The sequence below is a fragment of the Roseateles subflavus genome, assembly GCF_030285365.1.
Taxonomy (GTDB): Bacteria; Pseudomonadota; Gammaproteobacteria; order Burkholderiales; family Burkholderiaceae_C; genus Roseateles_B; species Roseateles_B subflavus.
In genome coordinates this window covers 140,848-160,984 of record NZ_JASVDS010000007.1, presented here as the reverse complement: position 1 = coordinate 160,984, position 20,137 = coordinate 140,848, and the positions used below count along the sequence as shown (strand labels likewise).

At 73.7% G+C, this 20,137-nt stretch carries 11 protein-coding genes; 1 reads left to right on the top strand and 10 read right to left on the bottom strand.

Going from position 1 to position 20,137, the window contains the following annotated elements:
* Position 1 precedes the first annotated feature (1 nt).
* Positions 2–955, bottom strand: coding sequence for a DUF2272 domain-containing protein (locus QRD43_RS20310; protein ID WP_285984328.1), 954 nt, complete (start codon positions 953–955; stop codon positions 2–4).
* Positions 956–1,194: 239 nt separating this feature from the next.
* On the opposite strand from QRD43_RS20310, the gene QRD43_RS20305 reads away from it, so the two are divergent.
* The gene (locus QRD43_RS20305; RefSeq protein WP_285984327.1) at positions 1,195–2,586 is read left to right on the top strand and encodes a methyl-accepting chemotaxis protein; all 1,392 of its coding nucleotides are present in this window, start codon (positions 1,195–1,197) and stop codon (positions 2,584–2,586) included.
* A gap of 28 nt (positions 2,587–2,614) precedes the next feature.
* On the opposite strand, the gene QRD43_RS20300 is transcribed toward QRD43_RS20305, so the two are convergent.
* The 9 genes from QRD43_RS20300 to QRD43_RS20260 form a co-directional block, all read right to left on the bottom strand.
* Complete coding sequence (locus QRD43_RS20300) at positions 2,615–3,259, bottom strand: hypothetical protein (RefSeq protein ID WP_285984326.1); 645 nt, start codon at positions 3,257–3,259, stop codon at positions 2,615–2,617.
* A gap of 49 nt (positions 3,260–3,308) precedes the next feature.
* Complete coding sequence (locus tag QRD43_RS20295) at positions 3,309–4,919, bottom strand: eCIS core domain-containing protein (RefSeq protein ID WP_285984325.1); 1,611 nt, start codon at positions 4,917–4,919, stop codon at positions 3,309–3,311.
* Positions 4,920–4,993: 74 nt separating this feature from the next.
* Entirely contained in the window at positions 4,994–6,169 is a 1,176-nt protein-coding gene (locus QRD43_RS20290) for a hypothetical protein (protein WP_285984324.1), read from the bottom strand.
* Positions 6,166–8,910: a hypothetical protein gene (locus QRD43_RS20285; RefSeq protein ID WP_285984323.1), complete on the bottom strand. Its 2,745-nt coding sequence runs from the start codon at positions 8,908–8,910 to the stop codon at positions 6,166–6,168. Before QRD43_RS20285 ends, QRD43_RS20290 begins: the two co-directional genes overlap by 4 nt.
* Positions 8,907–10,250: an ATP-binding protein gene (locus QRD43_RS20280; protein WP_285984322.1), complete on the bottom strand. Its 1,344-nt coding sequence runs from the start codon at positions 10,248–10,250 to the stop codon at positions 8,907–8,909. The genes QRD43_RS20285 and QRD43_RS20280 overlap by 4 nt, the downstream gene beginning before the upstream one ends.
* Positions 10,234–12,780: a contractile injection system tape measure protein gene (locus QRD43_RS20275; protein WP_285984321.1), complete on the bottom strand. Its 2,547-nt coding sequence runs from the start codon at positions 12,778–12,780 to the stop codon at positions 10,234–10,236. Before QRD43_RS20275 ends, QRD43_RS20280 begins: the two co-directional genes overlap by 17 nt.
* A complete protein-coding gene (locus QRD43_RS20270) occupies positions 12,777–15,362 on the bottom strand; it encodes a hypothetical protein (protein WP_285984320.1) in 2,586 nt (861 codons plus the stop codon). The genes QRD43_RS20275 and QRD43_RS20270 overlap by 4 nt, the downstream gene beginning before the upstream one ends.
* Entirely contained in the window at positions 15,359–16,165 is an 807-nt protein-coding gene (locus QRD43_RS20265; protein ID WP_285984319.1) for a hypothetical protein, read from the bottom strand. Before QRD43_RS20265 ends, QRD43_RS20270 begins: the two co-directional genes overlap by 4 nt.
* The gene (locus QRD43_RS20260; protein ID WP_285984318.1) at positions 16,162–20,133 is read right to left on the bottom strand and encodes a baseplate J/gp47 family protein; all 3,972 of its coding nucleotides are present in this window, start codon (positions 20,131–20,133) and stop codon (positions 16,162–16,164) included. The genes QRD43_RS20265 and QRD43_RS20260 overlap by 4 nt, the downstream gene beginning before the upstream one ends.
* Positions 20,134–20,137: the final 4 nt, after the last annotated feature.

Sequence of the window (20,137 nt, the reverse complement as noted above, 5' to 3'; positions counted from 1 at the left end):
CTCAAGGGCGGGGCCGGGGGCGGGAGGGGGCGATCCCCGCGGGGTCGAGCGTCCGCCGCAGCACCACGATCCAAGGGCGCTCGGGGTGCATGAGGAGATGGCCCTCGCCATCGATCGCCGCCTCGGTCCACACCACCCGCTCATGCACATTCCCGCCAATGGCACCGACCTTGTCCGGCGCCACCTCGACCACCAGATCGCAATGGAAGGGCCAGCTGCGTTCCCGCTCCTGGCGTGTCAGGCGCTGCAGCTGCGCAAAGCTGCCCAGGCGCTGGACGGCGGCCTCGCGCGGGGCGCAGATGAGGTCCCCGGGCTGCGGGCGGGCCAGGGCGGCGTCCAGGGCCTCGAAGCTGCTGCGGCGCGGCTGTTCCAGGCTGGCCCGGATGTAGCTCCAGTGGGCCGCGCTCGGCGGGAATTGCTGCGCGCTGAGCCCGGCGGTGCGGGCCAGGTAGGAGATGAAGGCCGCGGACCACGGCAGCATCGAGCCGTCGGGGTAGACGAGCCGCTGCTGGGTCTCGGCGGCGCCGATGGCGAACCAGTAGTGCAGCACGCGACTCGTGAAGGCCGGTTCCGCCTCCGTGGGGCTGGCCAGGCCGCGCGGACGCTCCAGCTCGTCCGTCTGCAGCTTCCAGCGCACCTGCCCCCACAGCGTCCACTCCTGCTGCGCGAGCTGCGTGATGCGCTCGTTCCAGTCCGGCAGGCTGACGGGATGCCCACCCGCGCCGTCGCCCTCGCTGCGCTCGATCGTCTCGACATCCGGCAACGTCGGCTCGACGCGCACGGGCGGTGCGGGCGGCGGCGCGAGCGTCGTGCAGCCACCCAGCAGGGCCAGCGCAGCGGCGATCGCCCCCGCCCGCGCCCGGGTGGCGTTGCACAGGCGCGTTCCGGCCGCACGCCGCGCTGAGTCAGCGACGGGAGCGCGGCAAGGACGGGGGGGCAGGGCACCTGCATGCATGGGAACTCCGCCGGACGGCGTGGAGCACGGGAGCCGCAGTGTGGCGCGCGGGGTGGGCCGGCGCCTATCCGTCAAATTCGGATTTCGGCTCGGACAAATGCCGATCAGGCAAGCGGCGGCGGCGCCCCGCCTGTGGCCTGCGGCGCCCGGACAACGGGGCCACGGACCTCGCTTGCGCCCCCGCCCAAAGTCGCTAGCCTTGGGGCTCGCCTCGCATGGGGACGGGGCTGGAGCAAACAATGCAGTGGACGCTCAAGAAACGCTTGACCCTTGGCTTCGGCTTGATGCTGGGCCTCCTGGCCCTGGTCGCCCTGGTCGGGCAGTACCAGCTCGGCCGGATCCAGCACTACAACAGCCGCCTGGACGCCCGTGCGTTCCGGCTCTCGCTGGCTCAGGCCTGGGAGACGCAGGTCAAGCTCGCCGTGGCGACGTCGGCGCCCATGCCGTCGCTGGACCTCGAGCCGGTCGTCAAGCTCAAGTCGCTGGTCGAGGCCCGGGAAGAGCGGACGCTGCTGGAGGCGGCCCTGGGCTCGCAGGCGGGGACACCGGCTTCGCATCAGGCGGCGGTGGGCCAGCTGGCCGGCGGGCTCGTGCAGATGCAGATCACCGACAGCGGCCAGCTCCAGGCGGCCTTGAGCCGCGGCGTCACGCTGAACTGGACGGTGCTGGCCCTGGGCGTCGTGGCGGGCCTGATCGTGGCCGCGCGGCTGCTCCAGGCCATCATCACGCCGCTGCAGAAGGCCTCGGCGCTGGCGGCGCACATCGCCGACGGCGACCTCACCGGCGTGGTGGGCGCCCATGCCAATGACGAGCTCGGCGCGCTGCTGGAGTCCCTGGAGCGCATGCAGGCCAAGCTCGCCACGCTCGTGGGGCAGGTGCGCAACGGGGCGGAGTCGGTGGCGAATGCCTCGTCGGAGATCGCCTCGGGCAACCACGATCTCTCGGCGCGCACGGAGCAGCAGGCGGCCTCGCTGGAGCAGACGGCGTCCAGCATGGAGGAGCTGGGCTCGACGGTGCGTCACAACGCCGACAGCGCCCGGCAGGCCAACCAGCTGGCGCAGCAGGCGTCCACGGTGGCCCGCGACGGGGGCATCGTGGTGGGCGAGGTCGTCCACACCATGCGAGGCATCCACGAGGCCTCGCGCAAGATCGGGGACATCATCGGCGTGATCGACGGGATCGCCTTCCAGACGAACATCCTGGCCCTGAACGCCGCCGTCGAGGCGGCCCGCGCCGGCGAGCAGGGGCGCGGCTTTGCCGTCGTGGCCGGGGAGGTGCGCAACCTCGCGCAGCGCAGCGCCGAGGCCGCCCGCGAGATCAAGGGCCTGATCGGGGCCAGCATGGAGCGGGTGGAGAAGGGCACGGCCCTGGTCGATCAGGCCGGGGGCACGATGAACGAGGTCGTCGGGGCCATCCAGCGTGTCAGCGACATCGTGGCCGAGATTTCCGCCGCCAGCGAGGAGCAGGCCAACGGCGTCACGCAGGTCGGTGATGCGGTCCACCACATGGACCAGGCCACCCAGCAGAACGCGGCACTGGTCGAGGAGATGGCCGCCGCGGCCAGCAGCCTGAAGTCCCAGGCCGACGAGCTGGTGAAGCAGGTCGGGGTGTTCCGGGTGGGGCGCACCTGAGGCGCGCCTGAGGAGCGCCTGCGCCGCGTCAGTGCACGCCATCCACGAGCAGGGCGCTGGCCCCGCTGGCGCCGCCGTCATCCCGGCGGTCGCGATGGAAGTCCTTCCGCCAGTCCTCGACGTCCTTCTCCTTGCGGGCCTTCTCCTGGCGCGCTTCCTCTTTGGCCTTCTTCGTCGCCTCCTTGGCCTCGTTCAGGGACTGCTGGGTCGCGGCGTTCTGGCCCTTGGTGTTGTTCCGGGACGCATGGCCCTTGACGCGCTTGTTGATCTCGCGCGTCGCCTTGGAGCCAATCTGCTTCTCCTGGCCCTTCACGAAGTCCGGCGAGTACTTCGCGGCGTTGTTGGCCTGCCGGTCGGCCTTGCTCTGCGCCCGCCGGCTGCGCTGTTCGGCGGCGGAGACCGTCGGCTTGCCGCCGCCCTTGCCGTCACTCTTCTTCCCGCCGCCCTTGCCACCTCCTTTGCCGCCCCCTTTGCCCCCGCCCTTGCCCCCTCGGCCGCTCAGCTGCACCGTCGGTTCGGCCGCTGCCTTGAGCTGCGCCAGGCGCTGCGACTGCTGCTGTTGCCGGGGGCTGTCGGCCAGCAGCTGGGCCGTCTGTCGGGCCGGCGGGCTCGCGCAGTCGGCCGCCGCCTGATGCTGGGGCGCTGAGGCGGTCTGGGTGTGAAGGCTCTTCATGGGGCAGCTCCTGTTCAAGGGTCGAGGCTGGGCGTCGTGGCCGTCCGCCTCAGTCTTCCCAGTCCGACTCGGGGTCGGACAGGTACTCCACGCGCGGGTCGTCCTCGTCGGACTCGTAGCCCTGCTCCTGCGGCGTGAAGCTGAAATGCGTGTTGAAGGGCTTGAGGCCCGTGTCGCGGCGCTCGCTGTCGCCTGAGCGCGTGTCGGGGTTGCCGCCCCGGACCGTGTTTCTCGGCTGCTTGGCGCGCTTGACCTTGACGCGATAGCCCGTCTGCTTGGCCAGGGCCTGCAGCTCGTCGGGGCTGACGGCCATGTAGGGGTTGGCGTTCTCGCCCGGGTACTTGGCCTTGACCTTCTCGCGCCGGGCCGTCATCTTGCGGGCCTCTTCCCCGCGCAGCTTGTCCATCGGGAGGCGGCTCAGCTTCTGGTCCCGGATCACGTTGCTGCGCCCATACATCTCGACGCTGCCGCCGGGCTTGAGCAGGGGCTTGGCGCTGCTCAGGAAGCGCGGGTCGGTGCGCCATTTGGCTTTGCCGGTGCCCCCGGGGTTCTCCTCCTTCAGGCCGTAGCTGGCACCCCCGAGGCCCTTGACGCCAAAGGGATTGGCCCCCACCACGTGGTCCAGCGATCCCGGGCTGAAGTGAGACCCCAAGGCATTCGCGTTGACCGAGAAGCGCGACTGCAGGCCCTGCTGCTTCGCGATGGAGAGGAAGCCGTTCGGCCCCGCTGTCGGTGCGATGTCCGTGGCCGCGTAGTTGTCGCCGTACTTGGCGGCGAAGGCGCTGGAGAAGCGCCCCTCGCCCGCGCCGGCCTCGACGACGCTGGGCCGGCCGGCCTGCCGGTAGTTCGTCAGGCGCTGCTCGCGCCGCTCGATGTTCTTGCGCGCGGCGCTCTTGCGGGGCTGCAGCTGATCCAACTTGTCCAGGGAGGCCGCGACCACCGGGTCCGGATGGGTGCTCGGCATGCCTTGATTGCGTCGATCAACGGCCGCCGAGCGCCGGGCTTCCTGCGCCTGGGCCTTGTGACGGGCCTTGTTCCTGCGCCGCTTGCCGTCGAGCTGGGCCACGCCGTGGGAGGTGAAGACCGCCTGGGCCGTCTCGCCCCGGGTCTGGCCGAGCGTCTGCGCCTGCGCGGCCTGCCGCGGCGATGCCGCCACCGCCTTCGGCTTCAGCTGCAGGGCACGAGCGCCCATGACGTCCGCCTCCTCCTCCAGGCGATGGTCGTCGTTGATGGCCACGCCGCCGTGCATCTGGACCGTCGGCCGCACGCGCCCCTGGGCCTGCTGTACCAGGTGCCAGGCCTCGTGCGGCAGGTGCCGCTCCTGACCGGGGCCGAGGTGGATGTCCTGGCCCTGGGCGTAGGCATGGGCCTGCAGCGCCGCGGGCTTGCTGGAGTTCACATGGACCCGCACGCCGGACATGTCCATGCCGGACAGCGACTCGATGCCGGCGCGCAGCGCGTCCGGCAGCCCGTCGGCCGCCGGTGTCGGTGGGGAGGCCGAGGCGGGCTCGGCCGCAGCGCTGCGCAGCTGGCTGATGCGCTGCCCCTGCTGCTGCTGGCGCGGGCTGTCACCGCCATTGCCGCCGTTGCCGCTGGCATGCTCCGCCGCCTGCCGAGGGCCGGCCTGCGGGCCCGCCCGGGTTCGATCTGTCGACTTCATGGCCTCTCCTTTGTCGTCCCCCACAGCGCCACAGGCGCCGCCCCGACACGCCCCGTTCGGGGACGCGCCGCGGGCTACTTCTCCAGCCGCCGGCGCTCCTCCACCATCTTCTGGCCGCGCTTGGAACGCCCGTTGTCCTTCACATAGGTCTCCCGCGTGCCGTCGATGCCGTCCCAGCGCGTGGTGATCGCACGCTCCGGGACGTTGGCACTCACCACTTCCATGTTGCGGTAGCCGCTGCGCCGCACCACCTCGTCGCGCTCCCCGGGCGAGACGGCCGGCTTGATGCCTTTCGTCGGTCCCAGGTCCTTCTCCTTGAAGCCCAGCGCCGAATGCACGCCGGGTGCCAAGGGCACCTTGTGCCCGGTGACGGGGTCGAGCTGCCACTGGGCCAGGAAGCTGCCCGGGTCCAGCTGGGACAGGTCGGTCAGGATGGCGCCGTTGTCGTGCTCGCCGAAGCTCGTGTGGCTGTTGCTGAGGATGGGGCGCTGCGTGGCCGTGTGGCTGAAGGCGAACTGGTTGCCGCCGCCACCGCCGCTTTGCTGCATGAACTCCCGGTGCGGCCAGCTGATGCCGTCCGTGCCCTGCAGGCCGGTGGTGTCCATGTTCTTGATGTCGGAGAGCCCCTGGTAGGTGCTGATGCCGGTCGGGTTCAGGTCCCCGGTCTTGGGGTCGTTGCGGTTGAGCTCGCGCCGGATGTAGCGGGGGACGAAGGTGCCGCGCGAGTCCTTCACGTACTCCTTCTTGTTGTCGCCGCGCTTGTACACCCCCGTCTCGCCGACCGGGGCGCCGTAGTAGGCATCGCCGTGGACATGGGCCTCCTCGGGCAGGTCCTTGCCAAGATCCCGGATGCCTTCCTCGTAGCGCTGGCGGATGCTGGCCATGTCCTCGTTGTAGCGCTGGTCCGTCGAGTCGTCGGGCTGCTGGAGCCAGTCCAGGGCGCGCTGGTCCTTGCTCTCCCGCTTGCTCTTCTTCAGCTGCTCGATGGCCAGGCGCACGCTTTCGCGTTTGCTCTCCGGCACTTTGTCGAGGTCGATGCGTCCCTTGCGCTGAATGGGGCCGGGGCCGCCGGCCGGGGCCTGCAGCAATGCCAGCTGCGCCCGCTGCTGGCGCTGCAGCGGCTGGCCGGACCAGGGGCCGGGGCTTGCGGTCTGCGTGGCGGCGGGCGCGGCCGGTCCGGTGTCGTGTGTCGCGGCGGCCGCCGCGCGGGGCGCCGCCCCCGCCGTGTGGTTTGCATCATGGGCCTTCATGGCTTCTCCACCTTTCGCTTGAGCAAGGCCGCCAGCGCGGCGATGACGGGCATCGCGATCAGCGTCACGAGCTGCGCGTTGCTGTTGCGGATGCCGGCCAGCGCCGGGTCGCACTGCAGCAGCGCCGCGCCGACGATCACGGGCGGAATGCCCGCCAGCAGTGCAAGGCGGCCGTACTTCGCGCGCCATTCGCAGTTCCATTGGAAGGCCACCCAGGTCAGCACGCCGGCCAGGAGCAGGAGCTCGAGCAGCAGCCGCAGCGCCCAGCGGTTGGGGCACACCACGCCGCACACGGCCTCGCTGAGCGGGGACGGCGGATCGGTCACGAACACGCGGCGCAGGGTGTGGCGCTGCTCGGCGGTGATTTGGCTGTCCATCAGCGGCGCGGGCCAGAAGCCGATGCCGTCGAAGTTGTCCTGGACGTAGACGAGGTCGTCCTCGTACTGCTGCGGGTTGCGCTGCGGCAGCACGAGCAGGGGCACGACGCTGCGCAGGAAGATGCGGCGGTCCGCGCCCTTGAGCGCCGGGCTCTCCTCGATCAGGCGGCGCAGCTGCTTCTTGCTCTCCGAGCTGGGCTCGGGCAGGAAGACCAGGAAGCGCAGCACCACGTTGCTGCCGCGCTTGTAGGCGTCGCTGCTGGTCTCGACGATGCGGCCGTTGACCTCCTGCGGCTTCTCCACGGCCTTCAGCAGCTCGAACAGCCGTGAGACCGACATCGCGCCGCCCGTCTTGATCTGCTCGAGGTTGATCAGCAGGTTGAGCGAGTAGCTGCGCTGCGGGTTCTCTCCCATCGCGCCGGCCAGGCGCTTGACGAACTGCGGGTAGAACTCGCCGAAGTTGCGGAAGGCCACGCTCTGCTCGTCCGACGGGGTGTTGTCGAAGTAGAGGGTGAGCCCGTCGCCCAGCCGCTGGACGCTGCCGAAGCCGGGCAGGTAGGCCTTCCAGCGCGCCGAGAAGCCGGGCAGCGGCGCATCGAGCCACAGGCGCGCCTGGCGTGGCACGTCGTCGAGCAGGCGCTGCACATAGCGCTCGCGTTGCTGGGGCAGGGTGTCCTCCAGGAAGCGCCAGTCCTGGTGGTAGATGCCCAGGTCGACGCGGGTGTCGTGCCGGCGCGCCGTCTCGATGAAAGCCAGGCGCTGCTTGAGGTCCGGGTCCTCGCCCGGCGGCGTGGCCTTGCGCTGCAGCAGCTGGGGCAGGCTGAAGCCGAAGGCGGTCAGGCGGTGGATGAGGCTGTAGTCGAGCGCTTCGGCGTCGATGCCGGGCTGCCACGTGGGGGCGATGGCGTAGAGCGTCTGGCGCTCGCTCACGTTCACGCAGTCGCAGCCCGCCTCGGCCTTCCAGGCGGCGGACGCGGCCGGGGCGGCCCGGGGCAGGGGGTCGAGCACGCGAGGCTGTGCGGCGGCCTTGGCCAGCCAGACGCCCAGCGGGCCGGGCAGCAGCCACTCCGGCAGGCCCTCCGTGGGCAGGGCCGTGCCGCTCTTGCCGGCGGCAGAGGCCGTGGCGGGCGGCGGTGGTGCGGCGGAGGGTGCGGCGGAGGGTGCGGCGGAGGGCGTCCGGGCCGCGGCCACGGGGCCGGTCGCTGCTGCCTTCTCCTGCGCCTCGGCCCGCTGCCGCGCCTCGGTCAGCCGCTGCTCGCAGGTCCTGGCGCCCGGCGCCGGCCGGACCCGCGGGCGACCCGTGCGCTGGGACTCGATGTTCAGCAGGGCGTCGACCTGCTCGCAGGCCAGGGCGTTCACGGCCGCGAGGAACAGCGCGCGGCTCGGGTACTCCACCCCCATCACCGGCGCCAGCCAGTGCTGGAGCTGCGTCTGCTGGGCTTCGCTCCAGTCCATGGGCGGGGCGGTCGGCGTCGGCTGCTCGGCGGGGAGGCCGGAAGGCGCGGCGGGCGGGCTGGCCGGTGCCGCCGGGGGCAGGGCTGCGCCATCGCCGGCGGGGGCGGGCTCGGGCGCGGTGTAGATCGTCTTGAGCTCGTCGAGCTGCGCCGGCTGCAGCTGGTAGACGATCATGTCCGGCCGGGGCAGCCCGGCGCCGGCCACCTGCTTCAGGTCCACCTGCTGCAGGGGCGTCGGGCTCGAGGCCGGCCGGGCGGGAGGGGCGCTCTTCTGCGGCGCCGGCAGCACCTGCAGCAGATAGGCCTGCTGCGCCTGGCGCCCGACCGCATCCCGCACCATCACGACGAAGCGGCTGCGCTGTACCTGTGAGGGCGTGCCCTGGAGCAGGCCCTGCGGCGTGAGCTCGATGCCGGCCGGTGGCTGGCCGTCCACGACGGTGTAGACATAGGGTGCCTGTCCGCCCTCGGCCTGGATGACGCGCAGGTAGGCAAGGCCCTGGCGGCCCCGGGGCAGGGTCTCCGGCAGGCGCTCCAGGCTCAGCGGATGGGGATCGATGCAGGGCGGTTTGACCGGCGCGCGGCAGGCGGGCCCGGGCGGCAGCGCGATGCTGGAGATGACACCGGCGGGCTGCACGGCCTGGGTCTCGGCCGCCGCGGGCGCGCTGGCGGCACCGGACGTCGCGAGGACCGCCGCGGGCGCCGAGGCGCTGGCGGCCCTGGCCGTCTCGCCGGCCGATGCGGGGGCGCTGGCGGAGGCCGCGGCGGGTGTGCCGGTGGCGGGGCCGGCGGGGGCGGCCGTCCAGGCCGACAGCCCGGCCATCAGCAGCCCGGCCAGGGCCGGCAGCGCCCAGAGGCGTCGGCGGGTGGGCGCGGGGCGCGCCGCCGCATGGGAGGGGCCGGGGTGGCTCATAGCGTCCTACCTTCCTTGCGGAGTTCCTTGGCCAGGCCGGTGCGCAGCTCCAGCAGGCGGATCTGCTGGCGCCCGTCGCGCAAGGCGCTCAGCGCCGCGTGGCGGATCACGTTGGCAATGGCGCCGCCGGCCAGCTCGTGGCGCTGGGCCAGCGCGATGAGGTCGACGTCCGGGGCCAGGTGTTGCGCGGCGAGCATGCCTTGCCACAGGCGCAAGCGAGCCTCCGCGTCGGGCATGGGGAAATAGATCATGGATTGAAAGCGGCGAGAGAAGGCCTCGTCCAGGTTGCTGCGCAGATTGCTGGCCAGGATGACGACGCCGGGGAAGTCCTCCACGCGCTGCAGGAGGTAGGCGATTTCCTGGTTGGCGTGGTGGTCGTTGGCATTGCTCACCGCCCCGCGCTTGCCGAAGAGGGCATCGGCCTCGTCGAAGAACAGGACCCAGCGCCGCGTGGCGGCCTGGTCGAAGACGCGGGCGAGGTTCTTCTCGGTCTCGCCGATGTACTTGGACACCACCATCGAGAGATCGATGCGGTAGACATCGGCGCCGGTGCGCTGGCCGATGAGGGTCGCGGTGAGTGTCTTGCCGGTGCCGGGCGGGCCGTGGAAGAGGGCGCGGTAGCCCGGCTTCAGGGTGCGGGCCAGGCCCCAGTCCTCCATCAGCGTGCGGCCCTGCTGCATCCAGGTGCAGACCTGCTCCACCTCGTCCATCACGTCGGGCGGCAGGATCAGGTCGTTCCAGTCCAGGGGCGATTCGATCCGCTTGGCCGGGAACTGCAGGCTGTAGTCCGGCCGGTCGGCGCGCCCGGTGCTCAGCAGCTGCAGGGCTTCGCTGCTGAGGCTCAGCGTGCCGCTCAGGCGGGGCTCGCCCGGGGGCGGCAGGTCCAGCTGCAGGAAGCCGCGCTCGACCAGCGGGTGGCGGGGATCGAAGAGTTCCAGCAGCGCCACGCGCCGCGCGAGGGACTCCCCGGCGAGCAGGAAGGCCGCCGTCTCGCCCGTCGGCAGGAAGCCGCCATGCGCCTGCGCCTTGATGCCGCCGAACTCGGTGAAGCCGCGCTCCAGGTTCTCGTTGCGCATGAAGAGCAGGTCCAGCGCCGCAGGCCGCAGGTGGGGCACGAGCGCGAGCGCCAGCAGCAGGCGCTCCTCGGTGCCGAGCCGCATCTGGTCGACCCAGCGGCCCAGCTCGCTGCCCGCGGGCGGCGGGGGCGGGGCCTCGGCCGCTTCCAGGCCTTCGCTGCGCTGCTGGAAATGCTGTTCCAGGCGCAGGTTCAGCACCCGGTCGAGCCAGTCCAGCTCGCGGGTCAGGGCCGCGCTGTGCGGGGTCTCAACGCCATTCCACATGCAGCACTCCTTCCATCCAGGGCAGGCGGATCGTCGAGAAGCCCCAGGGCAGGCGGTCCAGCAGCACGTCCAGGCCGCGCTTCTCGACGCGCAAGCGCCACGCCGGCGGGGCATCGTGGCGGGGCCGCTCCTTCAGCAGGCGGCCACGGCGCTGCAGAAAGGTCTCGCGCAGGCCCGCGATCGAGGTGCGCCCCAGCGCCTTCCAGTGCGCGATCACGGCCTGCAGCATCTGCTCCAGCAGGGCCTCGGTCTCGGGCGGCAGCGGCGGCACGTCGGGCAGGCGAGTGGCCGGTTCGGCGCCGCACAGCAGGCGCGAGAGCACGGTGTCGCACTCGTCCCGCACCTGCTCGCCGTGGCACAGGCGTTGCAGGCATTGCACGGCGCGCGCGCGGGCGGCCTCGTCCCGGAAGCGGCCCTGGTCCAGGAGGTCCAGGTGCTTGAACAGCCGTTCGGCATAGGCGGCCAGCAGCACCTGGCCCGCGTCGTCCACCCAGATGGGCTCGCGCTCGGTCGCGGCCGGCGGCGCGGGCCGGGAGGCGGGCTCCGGCGGTGGGGGCGCCGGGGCCTGCTGGTAGGCGTCGCGCAGGGCGTCCGCGGTGGCCGGGCGCCCGTCGAGGAACAGCGCGCGGGTGAGCCGGCGCCAGTGCTCGGCCAGGGCCGCCGCGGGCTCCTGCACGGTCTGCCCGAGCCAGCGCAGCAGGCGGCCGGCGCGCTGCTGCAGGGCTTGCGAGGCTGCGCCGAACTGGGCGCGAATCATCTGCCAGCGCCGGGATTCGTCGAACAGGCGCAGCCAGCGGGTGCAGGCCTGTTCGCTGCTGAGCAGCCGGGCCAGGCGCAGTCGCTGCGGCCAGTGCCAGCGGCCCTGCTCGCACTGCCGGGCCAGGCCCTGCAGCGCGCGGTCCAGCGGTGAGGCTGCCGGGCCGTCCGGCGCCTGCGGGCGCACCGGGCGGGGCGGCGCCGGGGGCAGCCAGGGCGAGGCGGCGGCGGACTCCCCGCCGGCGCGCGGCTCGGCCCCTGCCCGAGGGGGCGCGCGTTCGGGCGTGGGACCGGGCGCCTCCCAGCGCTGCCAGGCGGCGTCCCAGAAGCGTTGCCAGCCGGCGTGGTGGTCGGGCAGGCGTTCGCCGCGGGAGGCGGCGTCGAGGCAGGCTTCCATCAGCAGGGACTGCAGCCGTGACAGCCCGGGACGCAGCCCGGGCGGCGCGCGGCGCTGCAGCCGCAGGGCCGCCTGGCGCAGGGACTCCGCAAAGTGCACGGCCGGGGCCGCCGGGGCGAGCGGCAGCGCCTCACCGGCGCGGGGCGGGGCCGCCGGCGCGGGCATCAGGCAGCCGAGCAGGCCGCCGAAATGCGCCGGGCTCAGCGCGAGCGCCCAGCGGCGCCGCGCGGCGCCGGCCTGGATCCACTGCAGCAGACGCTGGCCCAGCGCCGGGCCGTGGTGGCTGCCCAGCAGGCGCAGCTGGCGCAGGAGGCGCTGCTGCTGGGACAGTGGCAGCGGACGTCCCGCATCCAGCAAGGGGCGCAGGCGCAGCAGCCCGGCCTCCCAGACACGGCCGGGGGAGCGGCCGAGCAGGGTCGCCGCGCTCCCGAGTTCGAGGGTCGCCAGGTCCGCGCTCAGGTCGGCGCTCAGGGCCGGGGTCAGGTCTTGCCTGCGGGACGGGCCGTCGCGGGCCTGCAGCAGCTCCTGCAGCAGGCCGCGCTCGCCGCGGGGCGGGGCGAGCGGCTGCAGGCGTGCCTGCCAGCCCGCACCCAGGGCCTGGCTGAGCTGCGCCTGCAGCGCCCGCCGCAGGCGCTCCCGGCGGGCCTCGCCCAGCGGGCGGCCGCGGGCCTCCCACAGCAGGTCCAGGGCCTCGGCCCGGAGCACCTGCTGGAGGCGCTGGCGTTCATAGGCGCTGAGGCGTCCGCTGGCCTGCAAGGGCAGCAGCGCCTGCTCGTCCAGCTGCTCCAGCTGCCGCCCGAGGTGGGGATCACGCTGTGCCAGCAGCGCCTGCAGCCCCTCGTGCGGGCTGATGCCGCGCAGCCGCGCGAGCAGCCGCGGACCGGCCGGATGCCGCTCCAGGGCCCGCCAGAGGGCGCCCCCCTGCTGCCGCACCAGCCAGGCGAGCCAGCGGGACAGCGAGCCCTGCGGCGTGCCCGCCAGCTGCCAGGGCAGGTGGCCACGATCGAGGTAGCCCAGGAAATGCTGCAGGGACTGCGCCGCCCCGGCGGACGCCGCCGGCCGCCCGTGGGCGCCCCCCCGTTCGTCCGGCGCCACGGCCAGCGGCAGCAGCGCTTCCTCCAGCGCCACGGCGAGGCGGCGCTGCCATTCCTGCTCGTCCTGGCCCGGCCGCAGGCAGCCGAGGTCCAGCTCCAGGCGCCGCAGCAGCGGCTCGCGCAGGCGCGGGGCCCAGTGGTCGAACTGCTGCTCGATCAGCCGCAGCCCGTCGCCGCGGAGGAAGCGCAGCAGCCGCTCGTGGAAGGCATGGCCCTGGGTGGCGGCCTGTCCGCTGCGGTGCCGCAGCTCCAGGCTGAGCGTCTCGATCACGTGCGCGTTCATGGCTGCTCCTGGCCGGCGGCCTGTGTCTGCAGCCAGGCGAGCAAGGCGGTGCCCGCCTCGTCCAGCGGATCGGCGATGCGGGGGGAGACCGAACCGGCCAGCAGGGCCAGGCAGTAGCGGCGCCGCAGCCCGAGCCAGCGGGCCCACATCGTCTCGAAGGCGCGCATCTCCCCGGCGTCCAGCCACAGCAGGCCGCAACGCAGATGGGCCGGCGCCTCCCGCAGCAGCTGCGCCTGCACGAGCTCCCGGTAGCGCTCGTCGCGCGCACGCGCCGTCCAGCCGGTGCACACCAGGTAGAGATCGACCGCTGGTCGTCCCGAGGGCTCCCCGGCGGTGCCGGTCCCCTGCACCACGTCCACGGGGCGCAGCAGCAGCGGCTCGACCAGATGCAGGCCCTCGCATTGCAGCTGGATGAGGCAGGCCAGCTCATGCAGCTCCTGCGCCAGCGCATAGGCCGACGCAGGCCCGTCGTCCCGGCCGCGCCCGCCGAGCTCGATGGACCAGGCCTGCCGGCCGGTGTCGTCCAGCAGCAGCAGCGGGCCGCGTTCGCCGGCCTGCTGGAAACGCTGCGGGTGCAGCGCCGCCTGGAGCCAGGCGAGATCGGGACCCAGCGGCCGCAGCACGTGCGCGAGCCCGGAGAGCCGCTCCGCCAGTGGCGGCCCTTCGAGCGGGCGGGCGCGGGACTGCGCTTCGAGCACGGGGCGCAGGTGGCGCTCGTCGTCCTCGCGGAGGCGGCGCATCGGCCGCTCGCCGGCGCTGTCCACGTCGTCGGTGTCGGTGTCGTCGGTGTCCATCGGCGCCGCGAGGTGCTCGAACAGGGCCTCCAGCGCGCCGCTCAGCCGGCGGCTGTGCCCGGCCAGACAGCCGAGCTGCAGGGCCAGACGCTCCTGCAGCGGGGGTGCGTGGTCCGGGTGGTCCAGCAGCGGCAGGCTGTAGTCCGCCCCCGCGTGGCGGTCCTGCGTGAGCCGTGGCAGGCGCCGCGCGAAGCGGCGCTTGAGCCGCAGCAGGTGCTGCGTCCAGGCCTGGGGCTCGAAATAGCAGGGCAGCCCCTGCAGCGTGCCGTGGTCCAGCAGCTCGCCGTGCAGGGCGAGCTGGTAGTCCAGCAGGCGATGGCGCCGGTCCAGCGCCTCGTCGTCGATCCATGCGCCGCGCGGCAGCCGCTCGCGCCGGTTCTGCAGCAGGGCATCGAGCCCGGGCAGCTGAGCCTCGCCCGGCAGGCCGGGCCAGTAGCTGCGGTGTTCGGCCTGGTCCAGCGCGTAGAGGCGCGGCAGCTGCTCGCGCTGCACCTGCACCTGCACCAGGCCCTGCTCCAGCAGCGCACGATAGCCGGTCCACTGCGCGCGAAGCCCCGGGCCGTGGCCGGCCCCGGCCTGCAGTGCCTGCTCGTAGAGCGGTGGCAGCGCGGCGGTGGCCGGCAGGTGGTCGTCCCGCCAGGCCGGCAGGGGCGGCAGCGCGGCGGGGGCGGGAAAGCCGGGCCAGGGCTGGGCCAGGGCCTGCGACACCGCCTCGCCACCGCTGCCGGCGCGACGCAGGGACATCACCCGCCGCCACTCCTGCAGCTGGCCCAGCAGGGCCCCGCGATCCAGGCGCATGGCCGCGCCGTCCTTGAACACCTGCCAGCCCGCCAGGTCCTGCGGCCGGTCCGGCCAGCGCAGGCGCAAGGCCCAGTCCATGCCCCAGCGCTGCAGGCTGCCCTGCGGCAGCGCCGCGGGGGCGGCACGCTCGGCGTCCTCGCCGGCGAGCGCGAGGTGCAGGTCCTCGACGCCCGCAATGCCGGGCAGCTCGCCCAGCTGCCGGGCGAGGTCGGCCGGGTGCAGCACCGGATGGCGGGACTCCAGCCACTGCAGCTCCTCCTCGTGGGGCGGGCGCCCGAGCGGTCCGTCGCAGAACTCGGGGCCGTGGAGGGGCAGGTCTTGCTCCGGGCTGTCCGGAATGCGGCTGGAGATGGCATCGTCGCAGCGCTGCAGCAGTTCGCCCAGCAGCTCCGCCAGCTCGCGCTCGCCGGTCACGGCGACACGCAGATGCGCCAGCGCGACCCAGCGGGGCGCCAGCGAATGCGGCGGATGGGCCAGGTCCTCGGCCAGGTTGCGGCGGCTCCAGAAGGCCTTGAGCGCCTGCTGCCGCAGCCCCGACCGCTCCAGCGCGTCATCACCCCGGTCCTGCAGGGTGAGCGACCACTGGCCCGTGAAGCGGCCGTCGGCGTCGAGCCGCGCCCGCATCTGCAGCTGGCGGGCCTGGGGCAGTTGCTGGCGGAGCCAGAGCTGCCAGTCCTGCTCGCTCAAGGGGCGGCAGGGCTCCTGCTGACCCCGGCGAGACAGACCGAAGCGCTCCCACGCCGCATCGTCGGCGAGGGGGTCGAGGCCCAGCAGGGTCGGCACCTCCTGGCGGGCGGCGAACACATCCTCGGTGAGCGCGTAGCACAGGGCCTCGATCAGGCTCACGCCCGGGTCGTGCAGGTTGTAGTCCGTCCAGATCCGGCCGGAGGCCTGCTGTGCCCACGCGATGCCCCGCTCGCGCAGGACGTCGAAGCCGAGCGGGTCCGGGCGGTCGCCGCGATGCCGGGCGATGCTGGAGGCGCTCATGGCTGGGCTCCCGGTGCGGCCTGGACCGGGGGCTGGCAGCCGGCCATGTGCGGGTCGAACCACAGCTGGGTCAGGTGGACCTGGATGCGCAGCGTGTCGCCGAAGTTGCAGGCGGTGCGGATCTGCAGCCGGTAGCTCGCCTGGCGGCCCTCGCTGCCGAACCAGCGCAGCTGCAGCCGGTCGCAGCGGCGGCCCCACCAGGCCTGCGTCGTGCGGATGCCGCGCTGGCGGCGGAACCACGTCAGCAGGCCTCGGCCGGGGTTGTAGGTGCTGAGCGCCACGGCGTGCATGAGGCCGAAGTGGCCGCTGCCCGGCTGCCCGGCACCCGCGACGATCTCGAAGCCCTGGCAGCCCTCCAGGTCGCCCGTCAGGTCCTGCCACTTGCCGTTGGCCAGGACGGGGCCGGGCAGCGGGAGGTTGCCGCGCCGCCCGTGCGAGGCCACGTGGCCGCTCACATCGAGCTTGTCGGCCGGGCTGGCGGTGCCGATGCCCACGCGCTGCTGGCGGTCCAGGGTCAGCAGCGGGTCCTTGCCGAGGCCGGGACTGTGGATCAGCAGCTGATCCCGCTGCGCGTGCAGGCCCGCCTGCCACAGCACCTGCTCCGGCATCTGGTCGCGGTAGAAGCTCAGCAGCGCGTCGTGCCCGACGGGGGCGTAGATCTGCTCGCCATGCGCCACGGTCTTGCGGAAGCCCTCGTCGGCCATGTTGAGCATGGAGTCGATGAGGTCGTGGAAGTGGTCCTGCGTGGGCAGCTGCCCGTCGCGGAAGTAGTTCTTCAGCGTTTCACGGTTTCTGCTCGTCATGCTGTGTCCTGCCCGATGATGAAGCTGCCACCCAGGGTGAGCTTGGCGATCCCGCTGGCGGGCGCGTGGGGGCTGGGGTGTTCGCTGAGTTCGAGAAGATGGCTGCGCGTGGGCAGCGCCAGGCTCCAGGGCCGGGCCGGCCGGAGCAGGCGGCCCACGAGGGCGGTGTCGCGCAGCGTGTGGCGGCCGTGGTCGTCCCGCACGATCTGCAGCACCGAGGCCTGCCCGAGCGAGGCCACGCCCGGCTGAGCGCGCAGGAAGGCCTCGACTTCGTCGACCTGCAGGCGCCAGTCGAACTGCATCGTGGGTCCGCCCTCGCGCCAGGGCGAGAGGAAGCCGCGCAGGGCGTCGTTGAGCTGGCGCAGGCGCTCGCCGCGGGGCTCGCCGGCCCTGAGGCGCAGGCTGCAGCGGACCTGCAGCCGCTCGTAGCTCGCATTGCGCACCAGCAGCGGCTGGCCCGGCGGCATGCGCGCGGCCACCCAGCGGTGGATAAGACCCAGCGTGGCGGCATCCAGCTTGGGCGCCTCGGCGCCGTCCGGGGCCATGCCGGCGGGCAGCGCGGGGACGACGACGAGCGTCAGGCGCCCGTCGCCCCGCGGGTCCGAGGCGGGGATGCACTTGATGCGCTGCACCTGCGGGAACTGCTGCAGCACCAGGCGCTCGTAGTCCCAGGGCATGGCCGCGCGGCCGCGGTGGCGCAGGCGCTCGGCGATGCGGGTGATCCAGTCGGGCTCCGCCTCGGCGGCGCGCTCGGCAAACGAGGCCCAGGGCTGGCGCACGGTGGCAAGACCTGGCACCGCGTCCTGCGCCGCCCGGATGGACAGTGGCGCCAGCGGTCGCGGCAGGGGCGCGCCCTGCAGCCGGGCCAGCAGGCCGTTGGTCCAGACGCCCTGCAGCCCGGCCAGCAGCGGTAGGCGCTCGTCGCCCAGCAGGCGCAGCCAGTAGGCGCCGGGCGGCAGGGCGGGGCAGTCCGCGCTCATGCCCACCGGCAGGTCCAGCACGACGACGCCCGTGCGCAGCAGGCCCTGCGTGCCGTCCAGCAGCACGCGGTGGGCCTCGAGATCCGCCCAGTCGTCCCCGCACCAGGCCTGCCATCGCAGCAGGGGCAGGTCACGGCCGAGCGGCTCGCGGGCCGATTCGGCCCGCAGCTGGAAGAGCAGGCTCAGCGCCCCTTGCGGCGGCTCGCCCTCGAGGCCGATCAGCAGCTGGCCGGTGGCGGGCCAGCGCTGCAGCACGTGGCGCGGGGCGGCCTGCGGGAGCGTGTGCAGCGCCTGTGAGCCGAAGGGGCCGAGGTAGCGGATCTCGGTGCCGTCGGCCAGCGGTGCGGTCCCGTGGGCGGCGATGCGCTGCGTGGCGGCGTAGTCGGCCTCGACGCTCGCCAGCGTCGGCGTGTAGGGGGCCTGGGGCAGAGGGGCCGGCTTCTTCAGACGGCTGTTGAGCGTCAGCGTCTCGGTCAGCAGGCGGGGGTAGGCGGCATGCCCGAAGGCGTGAGGCGAGCCGGCCAGGCTCAGGCGGAAATAGCCATGGCGGGTGAGCAGGTTGTAGTCCTGCCCGGTGCCGGGCACGGCGCCGGCGGGGCGGTGCAGGCGCAGCAGCGGCGTGCCGTCGAAGTCCAGTGTCTGATCGCTGGCGGGGCGGCCGCGCGTCGTGTCGCCGAACAGCGGCAGGCCGGGGCCGCCGATGTCCCGCCACTGCCCGTCGGCCAGGACCGAGGTCTGCGCGATCAGGGTGCGGGGGGTCCACGGGCAGTCGGGATAGCCGGCGTAATGCTCGTCCCAGGGCCGGCGCGGCAGACCCTGCCACTGCAGGCGCAGCTGCAGCGACTGCAGCGCCTTGCCCGCCAGTTCCGGGTGGCTGAACATCAGGTAGGCGCCCGTCTCCGGCAGCGGGCCGAAGGGCATGAAGGGCTTGCTCGGGTCCAGCCGGCCCAGCTGGTTGTGTAGCTCGAGCGCGCGCAGGCCCTGCACCCGGACCTCCAGCTGCAGGGACTCCAGCGGCAGCTGCTGCAGCAGGCTGCTCGCAAAGAGGCGCGATCGGCTCTGCAGCGTGAGCTGCAGGACCGGCAGCCCCGGCCATTCGGCGCCATGGACGGCCGCGGTGGTGGCGCCGATGGCGGGCTGGTCGGACCCGATCTGCAGCGACAGGACGAGGCCGCAGGCCCGCGCGGGGGGCGGGGGGTCCGGGCTCTCGAGGCCCGGATCGTGGAGCGGCGCCTTGCCCGCATCCGGGCTCGGCGCCGGGTCCGGCTCGCCCTGGGATCCATGCGTGGCGAACACCTCGTCGTGGGTCATCCAGCCCTCGGCGGTGCTCAGCCGCGCAGACCAGGCGCCCCGGAAGACGCGGTCGAAGATGAGCGAACGCTCCAGCGGGCGCTCGGAATAGAGCAGGGCCAGCGGATCATCGACATCCACGTGCTGGCCGGGCTCGGGCACGTAATCGACCAGCACCTGGGCCGCGTGGCGGCGCAGCAGGGCCAGCGCATCACGGCTGAGATGGCGGGTCGTGGCGCACAGCCAGACGGCGAAGAGGCGACCGAGCCAGGGCGTCAGCGTCTCGGGGCGGTTCGCGTGCAGGCAGCGCACGAGCAGGTACTGCAGCCAGGGGGCGCCGGCGAGCCCCGGGGCGTCGCTGCCCAGGCGCTGCAGCCACTGCGCCCACTCGGCCGCCGCGGGCTCGGCGCCCACCGGCAGCCAGCCCTCCTGCCGCTCGCGCTGCGCCAGGTGGGTGCAGGCCAGGGCGCTGGGCGTGGGGCCGCCGTCCTCGAAGCCGGACGGGACGCGCAGGTTCACGTGCAGCTGCAGGTGGCGACGCCCCTCGTGCAGCAGAAGCAGCGGGCTGGCGAGCGCGAGTCCCTGCCGGGCGGGCACCGCGTCCGGACCGCCGCCCAGCGGCGGACGGGCGCGGGGCGGAACGTCCGCCAGCGTGTCCGGTGCCGGCGTGCGGCCCTGCCAGGCGACGGCGCTGGTGGCGTAGCCGTAGTCCCGTTCGGGGGAGATGTCCTCGTCCTGCGGCTGGTGCAGGCTCAGCAGGTGCGTGACTTTCTGCGGGCTCAGCCAGAGCTCGTGCAGGGACTCGGCGCTGCGGCTGCTGCCGTCCTGCGTCGCCACGAAGCGCGTGCCTGCGGGCAGCTGCACCGGGCGCCGGGCATGCGGCTGCCGCTCCAGCAGCAGGTGCACGAGCGCCGGGGCATCGGGCTCGCGGCCGAGACCGAGCCGGGCGGCGTAGTAGTGGTGGGTCAGGCGCTCATTGAAGCGGTCCAGCGGCTCGCGGCTGTGCTGCAGCAGCTGCGTCACCGCGAGCAGCAGGCCGGTCGAGGGCTCGTGGTGCTGCGTGCGCAGGCTGTCGGGCAGCGCCTTGCGCGCGGCCTGCTGCAGCCCGGCGAGCACGCGGCACATCGAGAGCCACAGCAGCCGGTGGTCACGCAGCTCGCTCGGGGGCGCCTCCGCCGGATGGGCGGCATCCGGCGGCAGGCCCCAGTGCGGATGCCAGTGCAGCGGCGCCGTGCGGCCCGGGTCGTCCGCCGCGAGCAGGCGCTGCACCTGGGGCGCGAGCACGCCGGTCAGGCGGTCCTGCAGCAGGCGGGAGACGGCATGCAGCGGGTCGTCCGTCCGGATGCCGGGCTCGTCCAGGCAGGCGAGCAGCCGGGCATGCCAGCGGTTGATCGCCTGAGCCAGGGCCAGGCACTGCCGGCGCTGCTGCGTGATGGACAGACGGTCCAGCTGCAGGGCCTGGGCCTGCCACTGGGCCAGCGGCAGCGCGGACAGCTCGGCCAGCAGCAGGCTCAGGTCCTGCTCCAGGAGGTCGGACCAGCGGCCCTCGGCCTGCCCCTGCAGCGTGACGAAGTCCAGCTGCCGCGCCCATTGCAGCAGCTGGCGCAGGCGCTGGGCCAGGCTCAGCTCGTCGGGCCGGAAATGGCCGGGGCGCAGCGCGGGGCTGAGCCGGGTGTCCTGTTGCGATCCGGTGTGCATGCCT

Bases quoted from the DNA above. Each gene is read 5' to 3' on its own strand.
- QRD43_RS20260 (WP_285984318.1), bottom strand. From the start codon at position 20,133: ATGCACACCGGATCGCAACAGGACACCCGGCTCAGCCCCGCGCTGCGC.
- QRD43_RS20280 (WP_285984322.1), bottom strand. From the start codon at position 10,250: ATGTGGAATGGCGTTGAGACCCCGCACAGCGCGGCCCTGACCCGCGAG.
- QRD43_RS20305 (WP_285984327.1), top strand. From the start codon at position 1,195: ATGCAGTGGACGCTCAAGAAACGCTTGACCCTTGGCTTCGGCTTGATG.
- QRD43_RS20270 (WP_285984320.1), bottom strand. From the start codon at position 15,362: ATGAGCGCCTCCAGCATCGCCCGGCATCGCGGCGACCGCCCGGACCCG.
- QRD43_RS20275 (WP_285984321.1), bottom strand. From the start codon at position 12,780: ATGAACGCGCACGTGATCGAGACGCTCAGCCTGGAGCTGCGGCACCGC.
- QRD43_RS20295 (WP_285984325.1), bottom strand. From the start codon at position 4,919: ATGAAGTCGACAGATCGAACCCGGGCGGGCCCGCAGGCCGGCCCTCGG.
- QRD43_RS20285 (WP_285984323.1), bottom strand. From the start codon at position 8,910: ATGAGCCACCCCGGCCCCTCCCATGCGGCGGCGCGCCCCGCGCCCACC.
- QRD43_RS20310 (WP_285984328.1), bottom strand. From the start codon at position 955: ATGCATGCAGGTGCCCTGCCCCCCCGTCCTTGCCGCGCTCCCGTCGCT.
- QRD43_RS20265 (WP_285984319.1), bottom strand. From the start codon at position 16,165: ATGACGAGCAGAAACCGTGAAACGCTGAAGAACTACTTCCGCGACGGG.
- QRD43_RS20300 (WP_285984326.1), bottom strand. From the start codon at position 3,259: ATGAAGAGCCTTCACACCCAGACCGCCTCAGCGCCCCAGCATCAGGCG.
- QRD43_RS20290 (WP_285984324.1), bottom strand. From the start codon at position 6,169: ATGAAGGCCCATGATGCAAACCACACGGCGGGGGCGGCGCCCCGCGCG.